Annotated in this window: 17 protein-coding genes and 1 tRNA gene; 5 read left to right on the top strand and 13 right to left on the bottom strand. The window is 67.9% G+C overall.

Features of this window, described 5'->3' with window-relative positions:
- Positions 1-108: 108 nt before the first annotated feature.
- The 6 genes from KXD98_RS03410 to KXD98_RS03385 form a co-directional block, all read right to left on the bottom strand.
- Positions 109-2,517 (bottom strand): S9 family peptidase, encoded by a 2,409-nt coding sequence (locus tag KXD98_RS03410; protein WP_260761884.1) that lies wholly within the window; start codon positions 2,515-2,517, stop codon positions 109-111.
- A 247-nt stretch (positions 2,518-2,764) separates the two neighbouring features.
- Complete coding sequence (locus KXD98_RS03405; protein WP_260761883.1) at positions 2,765-4,030, bottom strand: PE-PPE domain-containing protein; 1,266 nt, start codon at positions 4,028-4,030, stop codon at positions 2,765-2,767.
- A gap of 544 nt (positions 4,031-4,574) precedes the next feature.
- Positions 4,575-4,787 carry a DUF6480 family protein gene (locus KXD98_RS03400; protein ID WP_313901263.1) on the bottom strand — a complete coding sequence of 71 codons (213 nt, stop codon included), beginning with the start codon at positions 4,785-4,787 and terminating at the stop codon, positions 4,575-4,577.
- Positions 4,788-4,813: 26 nt separating this feature from the next.
- Complete coding sequence (locus tag KXD98_RS03395) at positions 4,814-5,482, bottom strand: IF2 family translation initiation factor (RefSeq protein ID WP_260761881.1); 669 nt, start codon at positions 5,480-5,482, stop codon at positions 4,814-4,816.
- Between the two features lie 22 nt (positions 5,483-5,504).
- Positions 5,505-6,053, bottom strand: coding sequence for a CsbD family protein (locus KXD98_RS03390; RefSeq protein ID WP_260761880.1), 549 nt, complete (start codon positions 6,051-6,053; stop codon positions 5,505-5,507).
- A 59-nt stretch (positions 6,054-6,112) separates the two neighbouring features.
- Positions 6,113-7,876 (bottom strand): bifunctional serine/threonine-protein kinase/transporter substrate-binding domain-containing protein, encoded by a 1,764-nt coding sequence (locus KXD98_RS03385; protein ID WP_260761879.1) that lies wholly within the window; start codon positions 7,874-7,876, stop codon positions 6,113-6,115.
- Between the two features lie 239 nt (positions 7,877-8,115).
- Here KXD98_RS03385 and KXD98_RS03380 point away from each other — a divergent pair, with 239 nt between their 5' ends.
- The gene (locus KXD98_RS03380) at positions 8,116-8,586 is read left to right on the top strand and encodes a hypothetical protein (RefSeq protein WP_260761878.1); all 471 of its coding nucleotides are present in this window, start codon (positions 8,116-8,118) and stop codon (positions 8,584-8,586) included.
- 1 nt (position 8,587) lies between these two features.
- Here KXD98_RS03380 and KXD98_RS03375 read toward each other — a convergent pair whose 3' ends face one another.
- Both KXD98_RS03375 and KXD98_RS03370 read right to left on the bottom strand, forming a co-directional pair.
- A complete protein-coding gene (locus KXD98_RS03375; RefSeq protein WP_260761877.1) occupies positions 8,588-10,108 on the bottom strand; it encodes an alkaline phosphatase in 1,521 nt (506 codons plus the stop codon).
- A 97-nt stretch (positions 10,109-10,205) separates the two neighbouring features.
- Complete coding sequence (locus KXD98_RS03370) at positions 10,206-11,420, bottom strand: hypothetical protein (protein ID WP_260761876.1); 1,215 nt, start codon at positions 11,418-11,420, stop codon at positions 10,206-10,208.
- 88 nt (positions 11,421-11,508) lie between these two features.
- Between KXD98_RS03370 and KXD98_RS03365 the strand changes: the two genes are divergently transcribed.
- Positions 11,509-12,606 carry a DUF2855 family protein gene (locus KXD98_RS03365; RefSeq protein ID WP_260761875.1) on the top strand — a complete coding sequence of 366 codons (1,098 nt, stop codon included), beginning with the start codon at positions 11,509-11,511 and terminating at the stop codon, positions 12,604-12,606.
- Between the two features lie 11 nt (positions 12,607-12,617).
- On the opposite strand, the gene KXD98_RS03360 is transcribed toward KXD98_RS03365, so the two are convergent.
- Entirely contained in the window at positions 12,618-13,862 is a 1,245-nt protein-coding gene (locus tag KXD98_RS03360; RefSeq protein WP_260761874.1) for a PE-PPE domain-containing protein, read from the bottom strand.
- 365 nt (positions 13,863-14,227) lie between these two features.
- Between KXD98_RS03360 and KXD98_RS03355 the strand changes: the two genes are divergently transcribed.
- A complete protein-coding gene (locus KXD98_RS03355) occupies positions 14,228-16,060 on the top strand; it encodes a PQQ-dependent sugar dehydrogenase (RefSeq protein WP_260761873.1) in 1,833 nt (610 codons plus the stop codon).
- A gap of 378 nt (positions 16,061-16,438) precedes the next feature.
- Here the strand turns inward: KXD98_RS03355 and KXD98_RS03350 are convergent, their stop codons facing one another.
- Together KXD98_RS03350 and KXD98_RS03345 are read right to left on the bottom strand one after the other, a co-directional pair.
- Positions 16,439-17,593 carry an acyltransferase gene (locus tag KXD98_RS03350; RefSeq protein WP_260761872.1) on the bottom strand — a complete coding sequence of 385 codons (1,155 nt, stop codon included), beginning with the start codon at positions 17,591-17,593 and terminating at the stop codon, positions 16,439-16,441.
- Positions 17,594-17,664: 71 nt separating this feature from the next.
- Positions 17,665-18,480, bottom strand: coding sequence for an endonuclease/exonuclease/phosphatase family protein (locus KXD98_RS03345; protein WP_260761871.1), 816 nt, complete (start codon positions 18,478-18,480; stop codon positions 17,665-17,667).
- A gap of 122 nt (positions 18,481-18,602) precedes the next feature.
- Between KXD98_RS03345 and KXD98_RS03340 the strand changes: the two genes are divergently transcribed.
- Positions 18,603-19,676, top strand: coding sequence for a sorbosone dehydrogenase family protein (locus KXD98_RS03340; protein ID WP_260764956.1), 1,074 nt, complete (start codon positions 18,603-18,605; stop codon positions 19,674-19,676).
- Between the two features lie 45 nt (positions 19,677-19,721).
- Here KXD98_RS03340 and KXD98_RS03335 read toward each other — a convergent pair.
- Positions 19,722-19,804: transfer RNA gene (locus KXD98_RS03335), tRNA-Tyr, on the bottom strand.
- 156 nt (positions 19,805-19,960) lie between these two features.
- Here KXD98_RS03335 and KXD98_RS03330 point away from each other — a divergent pair.
- On the top strand, positions 19,961-20,452 hold the full coding sequence (locus KXD98_RS03330) for a YajQ family cyclic di-GMP-binding protein (protein WP_260761870.1): 492 nt from the start codon (positions 19,961-19,963) through the stop codon (positions 20,450-20,452).
- Between the two features lie 14 nt (positions 20,453-20,466).
- Here KXD98_RS03330 and KXD98_RS03325 read toward each other — a convergent pair whose 3' ends face one another.
- Positions 20,467-20,925: a hypothetical protein gene (locus KXD98_RS03325; RefSeq protein WP_260761869.1), complete on the bottom strand. Its 459-nt coding sequence runs from the start codon at positions 20,923-20,925 to the stop codon at positions 20,467-20,469.
- Positions 20,926-20,946 lie beyond the last annotated feature (21 nt).

The raw sequence follows: 20,946 nt of genomic DNA, 5'->3' as shown, positions 1-20,946 counted from the left end.
CTGCCGTACGTGGTCCGCGCGAAGAAATCGCGTCGCGGGCCGCGACCCGCGGGGACAAGTCCGACGAATCGGGCTGTGACAGAGGCGCGGCCTAGCTCGAGCCTACACCTACGCCGCGATCGCGGGGACCTGCGCCACCGTGCCGGCCGCCAGGGTGGGCAGCCGCACACTCATCGATTCCACCGTGATGGCACCCCAGGAGTAGAAGTTAAGGAAATTGAAGGCCGACGTCATGACCTGCACGGTCACCGACTGACCGGGGTTGAGCGTGTGCGCGATCTGCTCCAGGGATACCGTGATCTCGCGGCTCTCACCGTCCAGTTGCACCGGGATCGGCGTGACCTGATGGCCCAGCACCAGCCCGGTCCGGTTGTCGACGATCTGGGCGTAGACGTGCTTGGCGTTGCCGGTCCCCGAATAGGTCAGCGTCAGCGACGGTGCACCGACGACATGGGTGACCTCGGCGACCTCCGGGACGCGCAGGTTCACGGCATTGAAGGCGTAGGTCGCCGACGGCAGCCCGAGGATCGTGGCGATGAGGCCGCGGGTGATGATCCACGGATCAGGACCGGAGCCACCGATGAACGGTACGAAAGCCATCGACTGGCGTTGCGTGCCCTCCGCGACCAGCGGGGTGTCGTCGAGATCCACCGGGTAGGTGTCGGAGCTGAACCACTGCCCGCGCTGGTCCACCCATTCGAATTGCGGTCCGGTGTCGACGTTTTCGCCCTTGACGTAGCGGTCCAGCCAGTCCAGCGTCCGGCCGATCACCACGTCACCGTTGTTGTAGCTGCTCACGCAGGCGCCGTGGCCACCGCAATACCAGAGCACCTTCGTGGTGGTTCCCGCGTCGATCAGCGCTTTGGCGTTCAGGTCGGCTTGGCCGAGGGTGAACAGGGTGTCCACCGTGCCCTGGATCAGCAGCGTGGGTGCGGTGATCTGGTCGATCCGGTCGGTGTACCCCCGCTCGTTGAGCAGGTCGATGTCGGATTGCGACGCCTTGCCGGTCAGGATGCCCACGACCGCGGCGGGCAGGATGCGCTCGTGCGGCCGCGCCAGCGTCAGCACCAGCACCGAGGTGAGCAGGGTGGCCCAGCCGCTGCGCACCGCCTCTCGCGGGAACAGCACATCGACCAGGCTGTTCCAGGCAATGGTCGGCACGATCGCGTCGATGCGCGGGTCGATGGCCGCAGTGGCCAACTGGATGCCGCCGCCGTAGGAGGCACCGACCATGCCGATCTTCGGGTCACCGTTGTCCGACGCCACCTCCGGCAGCGTGGCCAACCAGCTGATGATGTGCGAGATGTCGCGGCCCTCGAAATCCGGTGACTGCAACTGCATCCGCCCCTGCGAACGCCACTCGCCCCGGGGATCCCAGGTGACCACGTTGTACCCGGCCTCGCGCAGCGCACCAACGCCGATCACATCGTTGGGCAGGAAGCTGTCGACACGAAGGTCCAGCGTCGTCGCGCCGGGCAGTCCCAGTCCCGGTCCGCTGAACACTGTCGGCGCCGCCTGGCCTGCCTGCAGTCCCTTCGCCGGCATGAAATGCACGTAAATCTTGGCGCCGTCGAAGGATTCGACCAGCACGGTGCGCGGTTTGGGGGCATCGGGGTCGGCGAAGTGGTCGATCGGCCAGCCGATCAGCGGATGCAGGATGTCGCCGACGAACGGGATGACGTGCAGGAAGCGCACCACCGGCGTCACCAGCAGCGGGCCGAGCACCGGGATCCGCTGCGCCCATTCGAACACCGCGGTGACCTCGGTGACCTTGACGTCAGTGGGAATCGGGTAAGGCAGGTCAGCGTCGGCGAGGGCGGTACTGGTCACCTGCGCCTGCGCGGGCTGGGCCGCCTCGGCGGTGATCTCCCGTCCGGCGGTGACCAGCGACAGCATCATCGACGCCAGCCCCGGCACGGCGGGATTGCCGGGGTCCACGGCGGCGCGCCGGGGAGCCGTTCTGCCCAGCGTGGTGGTCGTGGTTTCAACGGTCGCAGTGTCACCGGCCGCACTCTCGACCAGTTCGGGCTCCTGGGCCGCCTGCGGTGCTGACTCGGCGGGTTCGGGCGCCGACGGTGTGACGGGGTCCGCCTCGACATCCTCGACGACGTGACCGACTGCCGATTCGAGGTCGGGCACGGGCTCGGTCCCGGACGTCTGTGCCGGCGTCTGCGGGGCCGCCTTTTCCTCGACGGCGGAAGCGTCCTGCTTGGCGACCGATTCTGCGTCGTCAACGGCCTTCGCCAGCCGGGTGGACCTCGTCGGATCGGTCTGCGCGGTCTCGGAGCGCTGCGCGCGCCGCGCCTCCCGGGCTTCGGCTCCTCGGGACGGCCGATCAGCGGTTTCGGTGCTGCTCGAGGTCTGTGACGTGGTGGACGCGGCCGTGCCGGTGGTACCCCTCGCCGACGATGTGCTCTCCTCGGCTGAGGCGGCACCTGCGCCCGCCACCACCGCCACCCCGATCCCGAGAGCTACCGCCAACCCACCGACGCGACCCACGTACCCCCCTGCACCCATGGGGTACATCCAACCTCGATCAGCGGGCCGGCCGGGCGCGTTCGGACATTTCTTACCGAAGAGTCAGTTAGGGGTCGGACAACGGTGCGGAATTCGTGCCCAGCTCCTGGAATGGCGCGTGATTCCGCAGCTGTCCCCGGCCCCTATGTGACGGCCATACCGGAAGCGCACGCCACGAAACCCCGGCGCAGAGCCGGGGTTTCGGGCTCGGGTCGACGTGCCGGGGTGACCCGCGACATCGGCAGGACTATTCCGGGGAGTCCGAGGAATCCGAGGAATCCGAGGAATCCGCCGCCAAGTCGTTGCGCGGTCGGCTTTGCGCCGGCTCCGACGCGCCGGTGCCGCCGGCCTCGGCTTTCGTCTCGTCCTGGATCGCGGTCTGCGCCTCGGCCCTGGCCAGATCCTTGACCTGCTCGATCTCGGTTTTGGCCTGGTCGTCCGCCTCGGCCGGTTCGTCAAGCGAACCGCTTTCGACGGTCACAGCATCTGCGTCGCTGCCTGCCGCTGCTGAGCCGGGAGTCGGCACCTGGGCCGCTCCGCTGTCAACGTCCCGGACCTCCGGCTCGGACTCGACACCGGCCGCCAGGGTCTGCGACACCACCGCCGGAACCTCCGACACCGAGCGCAGTTGCCTGGCCTGGACGGCCTTGACATCATTGCGGCTGTACGCCTTGTCGATCTTGGCCTTCAGCTCGGCCTCGCGTGGCGCGAGGAACGGCAGCATCAGCACCAGCGGCAGCCGCTGAGCGGGAACCAGGTAGTGAGTCGTGGTGCCGCCCAGGGCGTTGACGTCGACGGTGATGTTGCCGGCCGGCACCTTCGACAGGTCGGCCAGCGCGGACGGCACATGCATGAAGATCGACCCGGCGATGGCATTCATCACGGCCAGCGTGTTCCACCAGCGGTCCGGGAAGTCGGACATGCCGTCGTACTCACCGGTCACGACCACGACGTCGTAGGCGGTCTGCGGGGCCGGCTGATAGGTGTACTCGAACCGGGAGTTGTACTTGGCCTTGTCGATGATCTTCTGCCGGCTCGAGTCGGCCACCAGCACGAAGGTGATCTGATCCCTGCCCGGCGCGGCGGCGTCGGCAGCCAACGCCCGCAACACCTCGTTGACCACCAGCGCGCCACCGGAAAGCCCGACGACAGTGACCTTTTCACCGTTGAGGATGTTGCCGTCGGCGTCTCTGTTCAGCCTCTCCAGCGCGGCCTTGATCTCGGCATTGAGATTCACGGTGCCCTCATTGATCGAGGCACCGAGGGTCTTGCCGACACGGGGCGAGAACGGCGCCGCCTGAGCCGGCCAGAGCACACTGACGCGCTCCTGGCCCTTGAATGCGCCGCCCAGAAGCGGAGCCATCAAGATATCCGGCATGCTCGGCTGGCCGATTCCGCCGACGAAGAGTGCGGAGCTGGCGGCTCCACCGGCTGTGGCAGCAGACAGCGCGACGGCCACCGAAGCAAATGCTGCACCGCAGACGATTCCGGCTCTGCGAAAGTTGGTGTTCATGACAACCCCCAATTGTGTTGCGTTCTGTTTGTGTCGGCCTTTTGGGGCTCAACATCAGAGTATGGCCGCACAATGCGCATTTCTAGCAAATATTTTAGGGCTCTCCTAATAGCGGATCTAGCAATCCCCAAATACATTGCTGGCACCCAACGCTGCGGTCGCAGAACGGACAATGCTCGTTCGCGGTACGCTCGGCCTGCCCACGTTGTCTCGCACGGGCTCGGCACCTACTAAAGTGCTTTGAACTGCAATCTAATCGGCAGAGCGGGTTGCGAACCGCCTCCTGAAGAGGGCGCAATGCACTAGCGCACTGAGACGCAATATTGATCTTGTGATGTTTGCCTAAATGAAAATTGGGCTAATTTTTATTCCTGAGTGTCTGCTCTTATGGCAAAGGTCCTGCAAAGTTATGACCAAAGTCCCTAGTGCGCCATGATTTCGGGTTTGATGGTCATTCGAGCGGCCTACCCAGGCGACCGACAGCGCCCGAGCAGAGACTCCCCGGTGGTGCCACTGGCAAACACGTTGGCTTTGACTCAGGCGGTTATCCGCCGATGATCTGCACGATCAACAGCACGGCCACCGCGGCGAACACCAGGACGAAGGCCACGATGGCGATGATCCCTATGACATTGCGCGGGTTCAGGTTTCGACCCGCGGTCGGGTCAGCGTTGGCAGTCGCTTTGGTCTGAGCCGAGTCAGGCGGGGTGTCGCCCGGACTGACACCTCCGCCCTGCTCCCCGCTGGGGGTGTTCATGGGATCAGGGTCTGGGGGTGTGGCAGTCATTGCCTCTTCGCCCGACGTTTGGCCGTCTCGACGTCGCTGAGCTCGTCCAGCCGCTCGGCATCGCGGTGCGCCGCGCCGGCGGAACCCCGCTTGTCGGCGGCGTCGTCGAGCTTGTCCTGCGCGGCCGACATCTTCGCTTCTTCCACCGCCCTGCTGCGGTCCGCGGCGCTCCATCGCGCCTTCTCGACCGCAGCGACCCTCTGCTCGGCTTCGCCGTCGACGTACTCTTGCGCCTGTTGGGCCCGCACCGCGGCCTGCTCGGCCACCTGCTGCTTGCGCTGCTCGGCCGTATGCCGAGCTTCCGCGATGTGCTGCTGGGCCTCCTCGCGGGCCTGTTCGGGCGCGTCGGCCGCGTGCTCGCGCCGTCGTACGAGATTGTCCACAGCCCGCTGCTGCTGCGCAGCGGCGAGGTCGTCGAGTCGAGCGGCCTCGCCCAGCACCGCGGCCTTCTCGATGCGGTCTAGGCCGCCGGCCTCGAGGTCAGCGTCGCGCAGCAAGCTGCCGGCCGCCGCGTCGACTGCCCCGAGCGCACGTTCGAGGAACAGCCGCTGCCGCGCCTCGGCGTCCAGCCGAGACAGCACCTGCCGCTCGATCAGGTGCAGCGGAGTCCGGGCCAGCCGGTACTGCAGGCGCAGAACGGCAAGCGGTAGATCGGTGATTCTCATCGTCAACTCCTGTAATGGCAGATCAGGGGGTGGGGTCGATGTTCTCCGCCCGGCTCCGCAGCCGATCAGCGTGGGCTTCGATACGTGCCGCGTCTTCGGCGGCGTCGTTGTAGTCGTCGATCGCTTCACCGTATTCAGCGCTGGCAGAGCGAATTTCGGACCGCTCCTGGGCCTTTTCCTGTTCGGCCTGACGTTGCACGCCAACCTCGAAGCTGGTCTGCTCGCGGGCCGCGTCCCGGTGGGCGGCCTGCTGGGCTGCCTGCCTGTCGGCGAGCTGCTCGCTGCGGATCTCGGCCTTGGCCTCGGCGGCATCCACCTGCGCCTGGCGGCGCTGCTCGGCACCCTCCACCTTGGCTTGGCCGGCCTCGGCTCGCGCCCGCGCAGCCTCGGCGTCGGCCTCCGCGGCCAACTGACTGGCCGCGCGGCGCTGCTTGCCCTGCTTCTGCTCCAACTGCCCTTCTGCGGTGAGCGAGTCGTTACCGGTGACCGCGCCCGCCCATTCCTTGGCCTTGCCCTTGACGGACTCGACAAAGCTCTTGCGCGTTTCGGCAGACTTGTCCTCGCTGTTCAACTGCTCCTCCTTCTGCATCGGCCCCAAGGACTTACCCGCTGCAGAGGGGGATAAACGATCTAGCGGACCGCGCCGTTGACCGCGGGCTGGTCGATCATGCCGCGCTCGACACCCCACATCGTCGCGATGGCCCGGTACTCCCCGCTGTCCATCAGGTGTTCCAGGGCCAACCGCAGGGACTCGCTGAGTTCTGAACCCTTGTGCACCGGCCAGCCGTAGGGCTTGGAGTCGAACACGTCCCCGGCCGGCACCAGTGCACCGCGACTGAGTTTGATCGCAAAGCCGGTGACCGGGGAGTCGGCCGACATCGCGTCGACCTCGCCGGCGACCAATGCCGCAGTCACCTCATCCTGGCTGGCGAACACCACCATCTCGATCGGCGCCATCCCCGCCGCGGTGCACTGACCGCTCTTGGCGGGGAGTTCGTCGGTTTCCTGCAAAGTCCCTTGCGCCACACCAACTCTCGATCCACACGCCGACGCGGGCCCCAGCGAGGTGCCGGGTCGGCGCGCCCACTGGGTACCGGCTTGGAGGTAGGTGACGAAGTCGACGAGCCGTTCGCGCTGACGGGTGTCGGTGATCGAGGACATACCCACGTTGAAGGTGCCGTCGACGACCATCGGCAGAATCGTCTCGAACGCAGTGACCCGATAGTCGGGTACCAATCCCAGAACCCGCGCGACCGCATTCATCAGGTCGACGTCGAAGCCGACGAGCTGTCCGTCGGCGTTTTTGAACTCCATCGGCGCGTAGGGCACGTTCACCCCGATGACCAACCGACCGGTGTCGCGGATGTCGTCGGGCACCGTCGCCGCGACCGAATCTACGGCGCCATCGGGCAGCGTTGCGAGAGAACGTGATCCGTCATCCCACGGCGCCCACTGCCACACACCGACTGCCGCTACCACCAGGACCACCAGCGCTGCCGCCGCGGCGGCCAGCGCCTTCTTCGGCAGCGCGCGCTCCGAGCGGGCGGCGTGGCGCGACGCGCTGCCGGCACGGCGCACCGGGGCATTAAGCGCCCGGCGGGCAGCGGCGGCCAGCTCCCCGGCCGACTGGTAACGCTTGGCTGCCTGCTTGGCCATCCCCTTGGCGATCACTGCGTCGAACGCGGCCAGACGCGGGTCGACATCGGAGGGCCGCGGCACCGCGGTGACCATGTGTCCGGCGATCTGCTGCTCCAGGCTGTCGGCGGGATACGGCCGCGCGCCCGTCAGGCATTCGTAGAGCACGCAGGTCAACGCGTAGATGTCGCTGCGGTGGTCGACCGTGCCGCCCTCGAACCGTTCCGGTGCCATATAGGCCAAGGTGCCCAGCGTGCTGCCCGCGGTGGTGAGTCCCTGTTCGCCGGCGGTACGGGCCAGCCCGAAGTCGATCAGGTAGACGAAGTCGCGGCCGGTGATCAAGATGTTCGACGGTTTGATGTCGCGGTGGATCAACCCGGAGCTGTGCGCGGCATCGAGCGCGTGAGCGACCTGCTCGACCACGGTGACCGCGAACGCCGCCCCGAGTGGCTTCTCGGTGTCGTGCAACATGGTCCCGAGATTGCGGCCCTCGATCAGCCGCATGTCCAGATAGAGCCGGCCGTCGATCTCACCGAAACCGTGGATCGGCACGACATGCGGGTCGTTGAGACCGGCGGCGGCCTGCGACTCACGACGAAAGCGCGCCTGAAACGTCTCGTCTGCTGCCATGTGGTGCGGCAGCACCTTCAACGCGACGGTGCGATCGGTCTTGGTGTCGTAGGCCTGGTACACCTCCCCCATCCCGCCCTGGCCGATCAGCTTGTGGAGCCGATAGTGCCCGAATGGTGTCGCATTCACCGGTGCTCTCCTCGGCTGCGGCCAATCGGTGTGTCGATTGAAGCTAAGTCAATGTTTGCCCTGTGCTGCCCGGGCGCATGTAAACGGCTTTGGTCACGTTGCCCGATGTGCGCAGGCCGGTGCAGTTCATGACCGCCAGTGGTTCTTGGGTGCTGCATTTTTACCACGTCGTAGGCCGATGTGAGAGCCAGGGATGTGGTTTCGTGCCCGGTCGGGCGGTGGGGGTCCTACGGTGAAGCATGGCCGCGATCGAGATCTCGCACCCGCCCGGTGTCATCCTGCGCACGCTCAACCCGGTGTTGCGGCGCGTCCTGCGAACGCCGCTGGGCGGCCGGCTCACCGAGTTGATGGTCGTGAGCTTCCGCGGCCGCAAGTCCGGCCGGCAGTTCGAGGTCCCGGTCAGCGCGCACCATCTCGACGGCGACCTCTACGTCGTGCTGGAGGCGCAGTGGAAGCACAACTTCCGCGACGGCGCCGACGCCGAGGTCACCTATCAGGGTCAGACGACGCCCATGACGGGCGTCCTGATCACCGACCGCGCCGCAGTCACCGACGTCGCGCACCGCTTGACCGCGAGCTACGGCGCGAAGAAGGCGCAACGCATGATGGGCCTGAAGTTCGCCGACGGCCGGGTGCCGACGCAGCAGGAATGGACCGAGGCCGTCGACCGGCTGGGCATCGCGGCCGTGAAGCTGACTCCGAAAGCCTGACTCACAGCAGCCGGGGCAGACGGTCGGCGATGGTGAACGTCGCGCCGGTATGCACCGGCGCTCCCGGCGTCGACACGTAAGGCACGACGCGGAAGTCGGCTCGCACATCGTCGGCGCTGATGCGGGTGCGGACATACCCGCGTCGATTGCTGAAGTATCGGACATGCGGGTTCTCGGGCAGGATCGCCTCGATGTCGGCGCGGGTGTCCGATCCGTCCCCGCCCGAGGAGATCGACGTCGTCACCAATTCCGTTGCCACACTTGGCGACGATACATCGCCCGTGCGCTGGTGAACCTCGGCGGCCCAATGCGAATGCACGTCGCCGGTGAGCACGACCGCGTTGCGCACCGGTGAGTTCAGCAACCCGGCCACGACCCGTTCCCGGCCGGCGACGTAACCGTCCCAGGCATCCGGATTGAACCCGCGCCCGGCGCCGGGCGTCAGGTCGATCTGTGCAAAGAAGACCTGCTGGCCCAACAGGTCCCACCGCGCCCGTGACTGTCGAAAACCGTTGAGCAGCCATTGTTCCTGCGCCGCACCGAGCAACGAGCCGGCGGGATCGAAGCGCTGCGAGCAGTCGCTGCGATACGCATCATTACAGGGCTGGTCGGTGCGGTTCTGGCGGGTGTCAAGCATGTGGAATGACGCCAGGGCGCCCCAGTCCACGCGACGGTGTAGCGCCATTGCGATACCGTGCGGACGTGCTGAGCCGCGCAACGGCATGTTCTCGTAGTAGGCCTGTAATGCCGCAGCGCGGCGTCCCAGGAAGTCGGGCTGCGGCCGTGCCGGCACCTCGCCGGCCCAGTTGTCGTCGAGCTCGTGATCGTCGAAGACGACCAGCCACGGCGCCGCGGCGTGCGCGGCCTGCAGATCGGGATCTGTCTTGTACTGGGCATAGCGCTGCCGATAGTTGGCCAACGACACGGTCTCGGCACCCACGTGGCGGCGGATCGCACCATCGCGTGCGGCGTTCTCGTAGTGGTAGTCACCCAGGTGCAGGACCAGATCCGGGGCGTCCTCGGCAAGTCGGCGATAGGCGGTGAACCAGCCCTGCTCGTAGTTCGAGCACGACGCGAAGCACATCGTCATCGGTGCGAGCGAACCCGGCGGCGGCGCCGTCCGGGTGCGCCCGGCGGGCGAGAGGAAACCCTGGGCCCGGAAGCGGTAGAAGTACTCTGCGCCGGGCCGCAGCCCGGTGACTTCGACGTGCACACTGTGACCCCACTGCGGCGTCGCGGCCACGACGCCGCGCTGTTCGATCCACGCGAACCGCTCGTCGGCGGCGATCTCCCACTCCACGTCGACCGGTCGCGCCGGCAGTCCGCCGTCCTCGGCGAGCGGCTCGGGCGCCAGGCGCGTCCACAACACCATCCCGTCGGCGGTCGGTTCCCCTGATGCCACGCCGAGCGTGAACGGGTCGGCCCGAACGGGGCCGCGTGGGTGATCAGTGCGGAATGCAGCCAGCGGGACGATCGAGAGTCCGAGTGCCCCTTTGAGCACCGTACGGCGGGAAACCGGCACGGCGCAGTGTCAGACGGTCACCTTGCTTGCCGGTGACGCGCAAGCGTCAGGTGTCCAACCAGCGCCGGAACAGCGCGGCCGGCGGGTTCAGGCAGGCCTACGGGGTGTAGTCGTATTGCGGCTCGTGGAACCGGTTGATGACCGGAATCCGCTCGATGATCCGATCCCGCAGCCGGGGCTGCCCCGGAGCGGTCGGCAGCGGCGGCGGGGCCGCCTGAACCGGCGGAGGCGGCGGGACATATGCAGGCGCCGGGGCCGGCGGGAGGTAGTTCGGTGGCGGCGGGGGCGGCACGTAGGCCGGGGCCGGCGGAGGCACGTTCACCGGCGGTGGCGGTGCGAGGGGCTCCTGATACACCGGGGGCGGGGCCTGCGGCGCAGGGGGCGGCGCGGCCGGGGGCTCGGCGATCTCGATGGCCACCGGCTCGGCCACCGCGGGCGGCGGAGGCTCGGCCGGCGGGGCCGGTTCGGGCTGCGCCGGCTCGGCTGTTTCAGCGGGTGCTGCCGGTGCCGGCTTCGGCGACGGAGCGGCTTCGCGGGCCGGTGGCTCCACCGCACGGGCCAATTGCTCGGTATCTGGGGTGAAGTTCATGCCCAGCGCCAGCGACAGCGACACCACGAACGTCACCACGGCCGCCGAAAGCACACCGGCCAAGGCGGCCGTCGGGGTCAGGCTGCGCCGCCGGGGCGCGGATTCGGCGTCGAGCAGCGCCACCGCCGACGCCGCGGCCAATGCTGCGCCTCGGGCCAGCGCCAGCTCCGCTTCGTCGGCCGAGATCACCGGGACCTCGACGCGGTCCCGCAACGCCGACACCACCCCGGCGACGTCACCGGAACCGAGGACGAACACCGCGTCCGGATCCAGGCCCTCGACCTCGACCAGTGCGGTCGGGTCGACCCGGTCCGCGGTGACGGCCTCCGGTGTGACCGACGCCACCACCGAGGTGCCGGGTTCTGTCACGCAGACAACCACCCGGTTGCAGCCGGAGAGGTCGGCGATGCCGCGGGTGAGCGCCTCGGCGGCCTCGATGTCGGACACCGCAATCACGTTCTCGACGCCCCGGTCGGTCAGCACCTGCCAGATCGCGCTGACCAGTGCTTCGGCGTCGGTTGTCCAGGTAAGCCCGATGGCGTCGACACGACGCGGCAGTGCACCCTCGAAAAGCGCGTTGACCAGTGCGTCTGCATCGAGGCCCTGCTGCGGGTCGACCGGGAGGGAACCCCGGTCCAGCGGGGCCCCGTCATGGTCGGCGCCTTCGACGAGCACCCAGCGCAACGATGACGACGTCATCGACAAGCCGAGTACAAGGTCCATGAACAAACTTCCGATCTGGTTGCGACTAACCGCCGACCCTACCGCGAGTACTTCTGCCGACCCAAGCTCGGCGACTACGCTGCATGCGGTGGCAACGCTATTCGAAGTCCGGCGCGAGGACATCCGGCGGCACCGTTGGACCACCACCCAGCACGAACTCATCCCCGGCGCGGTGCGGGTCGGTATCGACCTGTTCGCACTGACCGCCAACAACGTCACCTATGCGACCTTCGGGGACGCGATGGGCTACTGGCAGCACTTCCCCACCGGCGACCCGGCCACCGGCGCCATCCCGACGTGGGGCTTCGGCACCGTCACACAGTCACGCTGCGGCGGAGTGGACGTCGGTGAGCGTTTCTACGGCTACTTCCCGATCGCCGATGAGGTGATCCTGCATCCCGACGACGTCTCCACCGCAGGCTTCACCGACGGCGCAGAACACCGGCGCTCACTGCCGGCGGTGTATGCGCGCTACGAGCGGTGCACCTCCGATGCCAGCTACGTCGCCGAACGAGAGCCACAGCAGGCGCTGCTGCGTCCGCTGTTTTCCACGTCGTTCCTGATCGACGACTTCCTCTATGACAACGGATATTTCGGCGCCGACACCGTGGTGCTCTCCAGTGCCTCCAGCAAGACCGCCTACGGCACCGCGTTCTGCCTGTCGCAACGCCGCGTTAGCGATCGGGTGCCCGTGGTGGGACTGACCTCACCGGCCAATACCGACTTTACCCGGGCGCTGGGCTGCTACGACGACGTCCTCACCTACGACGCGATCAGCTCGCTGCCCGAAACACCCTCGGTTTACGTCGATTTCAGCGGCGACAGCACGGTTCGTTCGGCCGTACACCGGCGGCTGGCTGATCACCTGGCCTATGACTGCGCGGTCGGCGTCACCCACTGGGATGCCGAAGGGCCCACCTTCTCGGCCGACGCGTTGCCAGGACCGGCGCCGGCGTTGTTCTTCGCGCCCGACCAGGCCACCAAACGCGCCGAGGAGTGGGGAACTGCGGGCCTGCGGGAGCGGTTGGCCGTCGCGTGGACAGCGTTCATGGCTCCGGTCACCCGACCCGACGCGCCCTGGCTGACGGTGGTGTACGGACAGGGCCGCGCAGCCGTCGAAGACTGTTACACAACGCTTCTGGACGGCCGCATCCCGGCCCGTGAGGGCCACGTGCTCTCGGTGTGACGTGGCCTGATTCAGGCCGCGTCGCTGCGGTCGGACCGCGATTGCTCGGCGGTGCTGCGGCGCTGCGGGCGTTCCCCCTCTGCGTTGCGCCGTTGCGGTTCGGTGGCCTTCGAGGTCACCTTCGCCGCGCGGACGTTGTCAGCGGCCGGCTCCGATGTGTCGTCAGCCAGCTGCCGGCGGGTTGACCAGAGATCCTCATCGTCGGCCGGCGCCTCACTGTCGTCAGCCACCGGCGTGGGCGTTGATTGCGGTTGCGGCGCGGGCGTTTCCACCGTCGCCGCCTCGGGCGGCGGAGCCGGGGCGCGCGGCCGCAGTGGCTTGAACATCCAGGACCGCGTCGGCTTGCTGTAATCGCTTCGGTCGTAAGCAGTTTCGATGAATGCGCGCAGCGGAGCGTCCAGCGCGGCGATCGCCGAGGCCGGCAGGAACGACTGCAGCGGCATCAGCAACGGCACCGGGTAGGTCCGGATCACGTAGTAGGCGGTGTTGGAGGCCGCGTCGAACTGGTAGTAGTCGCTGCCCGCAGCGCGGGCATCTTCGAGATCCTGCGCGGTCAGCTCCCACTGTGTCTGACCGTGAACCCATGCGATACCCAGCAACGCATTGGCCACCGCCACCGGATTCCAGAGATAGGCCGGGAAATCGGACCAGCCGTCGTACTGCCGGGTGACGTCGATGGTGAAGTCCCCGTTGACCGGTGTCGCGCCGCCGAACGACACATCGATCAGCGGTACCTTCAGGCCCTTGAAACGTTGCAGCAGACCACCGTTGGCGCGGCCCGGGTTGGCGACCAGAACGTAGGTGTTGCCACTGTTGTCGCCCTTGTAGATCGACGCGGCTACCGCGCCCTGGGAGAACCCGAAGATGACATCACCGGCGGCCGGGTGCTGTCCGGTCAGCAAGTCCACGCCCTGGGCCACCGACTTGTCGAAGGTCAGGTCGCGAAATCCGCCGCGGGAGAACGGCCGGAATCCCGCGTTGTAGGGCACCTTGTGATACGGCTGCTCGGGGCCGGAGGCGCCGGCACCGACGAGCACCTCGTCGATGAAGTCGACGAACTCCTGGTCGGTCGGGACGGTGCCGATGTTGGTACCCCGCAGATAGTGCAGCGCGGCCATCAGGTCCGGGCTGGTCGCCAGTGTCGGTGTCACGCCCAACACCGCGGCACCGGCCACCGCCAATGCGGCGACGCCGATCGCCGGTCGGGATGCCGCCTTCTTCTGTCGTGACAACTTCTGAGCGCGGTGCTTGCCCATCCCGGTCCCCTCCCCACCAACGACCCGCTGTCCGAGCCGTGGCGAGTATACGACGCGCAATTAGCTGAGAGCGCCGAAACGGCGGGTTGAACGGGCGCACCGCAGAGCCGCCGCGCGCTCCTGACGTCGCGTGGTCAACATGGTCGGCGGGTCTTCCGCCCGGCAGTGAGCGAGCCCGGCGACACCGCCCTCGGCGATCATGATCACCGGTCATCGCGTTCGCGGCCGGCAGCGCGGGCACACTTTGCGCCGGCGTGTGCACACACTTCCGGTGACGATTTGCTGACCGGGACCGCGAAACCGCAGTGGCGGCCCGGCTGCCGCCCTACAGTTTGCCCAGCACCGCTGCAGCACGGGGAGGCGTCATGGGGGAAACCAGGAAAGCCGAGCGGTCGGCAAGCGGGTACGCGCGTCACATCGGTCGCGTCGGCGGGCTGGCCTTCGCACTCGGCATCGGGGCGGCGGTCCTGACCGGTCAGGCGGTGGCTTCGGCTGACACCGGGGACACCGGCGCCGCTGCGTCGTCGTCGCAGTCCCGCGCCGAACGCGGGCCGGCTGCGCGCTCGGAATCGGCGTCGACAGCGAGCAGACGCAGCGCCCGCCACAGTGACGCCGGGTCGCGACCCGAGCCGACACCGTCTCGCACCGAGCGGGCCGTCGCCGTCGACGACACCGTGGACGACGACGGCACCGCGGCCGACGACAAGATGGCTGCTCAGGCCGATGCCGCAGACTCGATCACCGCCCACCGGGTGGCCCGTACCGAGGCGCGGCGCGCCACGTCGACCGGCGCAGAGAGCTCGGCCATCGGGGCCGCGGTGCAGACCGCCGCACCGACACCGTGGCAGCGGCTGTTCGCCAACACGACACCGACGCTGTCGCACCGACCGAGCGAGAACACCGTCGTCGACGGGGTGATCCAGGGCAGTCTGCACCCCGACGACCCGGACTCGACCCGGTTGCGCTTCACCGCGACCCGACCGGCGCACGGCACCGTGAAGATCAGCTCTGACGGGACGTTTGCCTACACACCGGGGCCCACCTACACCGGCCAGGACCGGTTCACCGTCACCGTCAGCGACCATCTCAGCGGTTTCCACATCCACGGCTCGGCCGGACTGCTCCATCTGTTGACCTTCGGTCTGCTGGGCGCCAGCGGGCACCGCAGCAGCCAGACCGTGTTCATCGGATTCGAACGCGCCACCGTCGTCGGCGGTCTCAATCAGCCGGTGGACTTCCGGTTCCTCGACGACGGCCGGATCATCGTCGCCGAGAAGGGCGGCGCCATCCGGTGGGTCGAAAACGGCGTGGTGCGCCCGCAACCGGTGGCGACCCTGGCGGTCAGCACGCTGGGTGAGCGTGGCATCAGCGGGCTGGAGATCGACCCCGACTTCAACACCAACGGCTACCTCTATGTCGCCTACACCACCACCAACCTCTTCAACCAACTGTCCCGGCTGACCGTCGTCAACGACTCGGTTGCACCCGACTCGGAGCTGGTGTTGCTGCGCTCCACTGATGTGTCGGCGGTCAATCACCATGGGGGCGCCCTCGGGTTCGGCGCCGACGGCAAGCTCTACTGGGGTGTCGGCGACAACGCCAAACCGTCGAATGCCCAGGACCTCACCAGCATCCACGGCAAGATCCTGCGATTGAACCCGGACGGCAGCACGCCATCGGACAATCCGGTGCTGGGCCCTGGCGCGTTACCGCAGATCTTCGCCTACGGCCTGCGCAACCCGTTCCGGTTGACGTTCACACCGGGCGGCCAGCTGCTGGTCGCCGACGTGGGACAGGCGTCGTGGGAAGAACTGAACCTGGTGACCGCCGGCGGCAACTATGGCTGGCCCGGCGCGGAAGGGATGTGCACGAGCAACTGCGCCAACGTGATCGACCCGATCTACACCTACCCGCGCGGAACGGGGGCGGCCATCACGTCGGTGCTGGTCTACAACGGCTCCACGTTCGGATCGGACTATCACGACAAGGTGTTCATCGCAGATTTGGTGCAGGGCTGGATCCGGGTGTTGACCTGCACGCCGGAGTTCACTCAGTGCGGTGACCCGAAGAACTTCGACCTGCAGGCGGGGGCGACGGTGGTGTTGCGCGAGGGTCCCGACGGCAACATCTACCAACTGGTGTACGGGCCGGGCGCGCTGGTGCGCATCTCACCGGTCGGAGAATCGGTGGCGCTCTGACTTCCGGGCAAGGCTGTGGATCTGGTGGCCCCGGACACCGATAGGTCGACAAGACTTCGTGCTGCATTTACCGGCAGCGGGGTACTCACGGTCGGCAAGGCGGCACAGATGCGCTGCAGGCAGCGTTCGTGCACCTGCTGTTCAACCTGTTCGCGACCACGCTCATCTTCGGCATACCCGTGCTACGGACGCTGCCGTTGCGCGGCGCCACCTGGCTGGGGGCACTGGCCGGCGAGCGCAAGGTGTACGCGGTGGCTTGGGTGCTCGGCGTCTTCGTGGCACTGCCGCTCGGACCCTGCTGTGATCTGCGCGCCGACAGTGCGCTCAGCGCGTCCGCAAGCGCGACATGGCACTCCACACGCACCCTCGCGAGACGTGTCAGGACCGGCGACCCCGGGACGCGATCTCGACGCGGGCGAACACTGCGGTCAGCACCGCCAGCACCGCCGCCGGGGCCAGCAGCCACAGCCAGCGTTGACTCCACCACTGGGTGTCAGGTTCGGCCGGCAACGTCGCCCCCGTGGCCTCATAGATCCACACCACCACCAGATAGGCGGACATGTGCCAGACGAACACGGTCATCGCGACCGCGTTGACCGCCACCACCGGCCGCCACCAGGCCGGCCGCTGCAGCACCCGCTGCGCGGGCGGCGTCAGCACCGCCAGCAGTCCCAACTGGAACAGTGCCAGCGCCGCGATGGCGGCCGTGGTCGGGAAGATGTTCGACTCCGGTGCGCCGACGGTGGCCACCATCGATCGCGGATAGTCCGCCAGCGACGTGATCGCCGTCAGTGCGGCCAAGCCCGCTACCGCGATGGCGATCCGAACGACCAACGGGCGCCGGCCCAGTTTCCAGCCCCGCCACGCGTAGCCCAGTTGGTGACAGAAGATCCACACCACGGCCGCCGTCGTCCACGCCGCCCAGGTGGTGTCGACGCGACGCTCGAGCACGGTGCCCGCGGCCATCAGCACCACCAGCGCGGCCAGCGTGGCCGCCCCCGCGCGGGCGTGCAACGCCGAGGTCAGCGGCACCAACGCGATCATCGCTGCGTAGACGCCGAGGAACCACAGCGGCACCAGGTAGCCGGGAAACCACTCCCAGATCCAGCGGTGCTCGCCGGGCAGCGCCGCCGCAACACCCTCGAAGGCCAGCCAGACCGCCGCCCACGCGGCCGCCGGATACAGCAGCCGGCGTAACCGGTCACCGACGAACTGCCAGGCCGACGTGCCGGCGTCGCGGGCCCGCTCCAGGGCGGCCAGGTTGGCGTACCCGCCGACCACGAAGAACAACGGCATGACCTGCAGCACCCAGGTGGCCAGCCAGGCGCCGGGCACCTCGTGGATGGGGTTGGGCATCACCAGGCTGCCGTCGGCGCTGCGATGGGTGATGGAGAGCACCCAGTGCCACAGGATCACCACCACGATGCACAGCGCACGTGCCGCGTCGACGACGCGGTCGCGGGAATCCGGGGTGGCCTCGACGAGTCGGTTCAGCGTGCGTACGGGCGCCGTTGCGGCCCTGCGCCACTCCACCGGCGCCTCCTCGACTCGTCACTGGCTGTCCTGGTCAACGCTACCGGCGAGCCGCGACCACCCGATTCGCCTCAACCGTCGGCGACGAGCTTCAGCCGGCATCGCAGCCCGAAGTGATCGGAGGGGAACACTCGGGGCAGCGTCGGCGAGACGGGCTCGGTGCCGAGCATCTCGATCTGGCTCGGTACCCAGCGGGCACCTTTGAGCAGCACCCTGTCGAACCGCTGCTGCCGGGGCTTCTTCTTGGTGTCCCGCAACATCGGATTCGTCGACGAGTTCTCGGTGTAGCCGGGTTCGCCCGGACGCAGGACGGGCCAGACGTCGCGATAGGCCGGTGCGATCCAGCGGTCCTCGCCGTCGCGCATGTTGAAGTCCCCGAGGATCAGCGCGTCCTCGGCCGACACCGCACCGAAGACCCGGCGCAGTTGCCAGGCACGCAGCCAGCCGCCGTCCTTGCCACTTTCCAAGTGGACCGAACAGATGCGCAGCGCACGGTCGCTGATCGCGACGTCGGCGCAGAGGTAGCTGCGCCGACGTCGGCTGGGCAGCCGGCGCGACGATGCCGCGGTGAGGGGTAGCCGGGACAGCATCAACATCCCGTAGCCGGCGACCCTGCCGCCGACCACCCCGATACACCGATATCCCTCGCGCACCCACTGCTGGCCCAGCAGCACGGTCTGCGCGGGGGCCGTGACCTCTTGGAACACCATGACATCGGGCGGGTTCTGCGCCAACAGCGCGGCCACCGCGCGGTGACGCTGCTCGGCGAACGACGACTTGTTCCAGATGTTGAAGGTCACCACGGTCAGTTCGTCAGCGTCGACGCCGGTCCCGTCGACTCCCGCGTCGACCCACTCACCGAGCTCGGCATCGAAACGTCGGACCACCAATCGCTGACGACCCCACGGAAGCCGAATCACTGCGGTGACATCAGGCGTGCAGTCGCGGTCACGCTGGCGATGATGTCAGACGTGCCAAGCTCAGTTGTGGGTATAGCGAATTCATGATCATGCCGCTCCGCCGCGCCGCCACCGTCGCCGCCACCGTCATTCTGCTCGCCGCGTGTGCGGCCGAACCGGCCTCACCGGCCGATCCGACCGCGCCGACCGATCCGACCTCGCCTGCCGAGACATCCGCCGAGGCACCCAGCGACGTCGTCACCGATCTCGACGCGCCGTGGGGTATCGCCTTCCTCCCCGACGACACCGCGTTGATCGCCGAACGGGACAGCGCGACGATTCAGCACATGACCGAGCCGGGTGTCGTCACACCGGTCGGCGAGATCGCCGATGTGGTGTCACTCAGCGAGGGCGGTCTGCTGGGCCTGGCGACCGCCGGTTCGACCGTCTACGCCTACATCACCACCGCCACCGACAACCGGGTGGTGACCATGCAGTTCGACGGCACCTCGTTGAGCCCGCAGACACCCCTGTTCACCGGGATTCCGGCCGGCACCATCCACAACGGCGGCCGCATAGCGTTCGGGCCCGACGGCATGCTCTACATCGCCACCGGCGAGATCGGTGATCCGCCACTTGCACAGGACCCGGAGTCACTGGGCGGCAAGATCCTGCGCATCAACCCCGACGGGTCGGTGCCGGCCGACAACCCGGACCCGGCCTCACCGGTGTACTCGCTCGGCCACCGCAACGTGCAGGGCCTGGCATGGGATGCCGCCGGGCGCCTGTGGGTCAGCGAATACGGCGCCCGCGACTGGGACGAGCTCAACCTCATCGAACCCGGCGGCAACTACGGCTGGCCGACGGTCGAGGGCCGCGCCGGTCGCGAAGGGCTGATCGACCCGGTGGTGCAGTGGCGGCCTGACGAGGCGTCGCCGTCAGGTCTGGCGTTCTACAACGGCTCGCTGTGGATGGCCGCGCTGCGCGGACAGCGACTGATCGAGATCCCGGTGAGCGCCGACGGCACCGTGGGTGAGCCGGCAGCGTGGTTCGCCGGCGAGTTCGGACGATTGCGCACCGTGGTGGAGGCTCCCGACGGGGCGCTGTGGTTCACCACGTCCAACCGCGACGGCCGCGGCGATCCTCGCGCTGGCGACGACCGGATCCTGGCTTTCCGGCCCTAGGCGCCCCGAACGAAATCAGGCCCGGTGAACCGGGCCTGATCAGCGTGGCAGGTACAGGATTCGAACCTGTGTAGGCGTAAGCCGACGGATTTACAGTCCGCTCCCATTGGCCGCTCGGGCAACCTGCCTGGGTGACGCGCGTGCACTGCACAGCGCGCACAGCAGGATACAACGAGGACCGGCCCCCGACACAAACCAGCGGGTGGGGGGCGGTGTGGGCGGGCTGCGCCGCGACGGCCAAGATGGAGTCAAGTCCGGACAGCACCGAAGGAGGAACGATTCCAATGGCGGATTCATCGTTCGACGTCGTCAGCAAGGTCGACCGCCAGGAGGTCGACAACGCGCTCAACCAGGCCGCCAAGGAACTGGCCACCCGCTTCGATTTCCGCGGCACCGACACCACCATCGCCTGGAAAGGCGAGGAGGCCATCGAGATCGTCTCCTCTACCGAGGAACGGGTGAAGGCCGCCGTCGACGTCTTCAAAGAGAAGCTGGTGCGCCGCGACATCTCGATGAAGGCCTTCGACGCCGGCGACCCGCAGGCCTCCGGCAAGACCTACAAGGTCAGCGGCACCCTCAAGCAGGGCATCGACAGCGAGAACGCCAAGAAGATCACCAAGCTGATCCGCGACGAGGGCCCCAAGGGCGTCAAGGCGCAGATCCAGGGCGACGAGATCCGCGTCAGCTCCAAAAAGCGCGACGATCTCCAGGCCGTCATCGCTCTGCTCAAGGGCGCCGACCTCGAGGTTGCGCTGCAGTTCGTCAACTACCGCTGACGGCGCCTGGACAGTCAGCGCAGCTCGCCGGTGATGTCGACGGCACCTTCCTCGCCGTGCTCGCCGGTGTTGCGGCACTGCCCGTAGATCTTCAGCGACCCATATCCGGGGTCTAGGGCGCGCGGTCCGACCGTCGCGGTCACCCCGTCACGGTTCAACGTGGTGCCGTGAACCAGCTGCCCCTCCGGCGCCCCGGCGCTCCAGCCCTGAGCTACCAACGCGTCGCGGATCTGGGTGTACACCGGCTGCGGGTCGGCCGGCAGCCGGAATGTCACCTCGACCCGGCCCTGGAACGGGGGCTCGCCCTGGTCGTTGCACGAGCCGAACGAGAATCCGCCCGTCACGTCGTCGAGGCTCACGGCCCGCACCACCGCGACCGCGGGTTCGACCACCTCGGCCTTGGCCTGTCCGTCGGACAGCGCATTCTCCGGTGAGTCGAACGGATTATCTTGTGCAGGAACGGATTCTGACATACCACAACCTCCAATGGTGAA

Origin of the sequence: Mycobacterium sp. SMC-4 (genome assembly GCF_025263265.1) — a bacterium.
Classification (GTDB): domain Bacteria; phylum Actinomycetota; class Actinomycetes; order Mycobacteriales; family Mycobacteriaceae; genus Mycobacterium.
The sequence above is the reverse complement of the archived record's forward strand: the minus strand, read 5'-3'. Positions and strand labels throughout refer to the sequence as shown.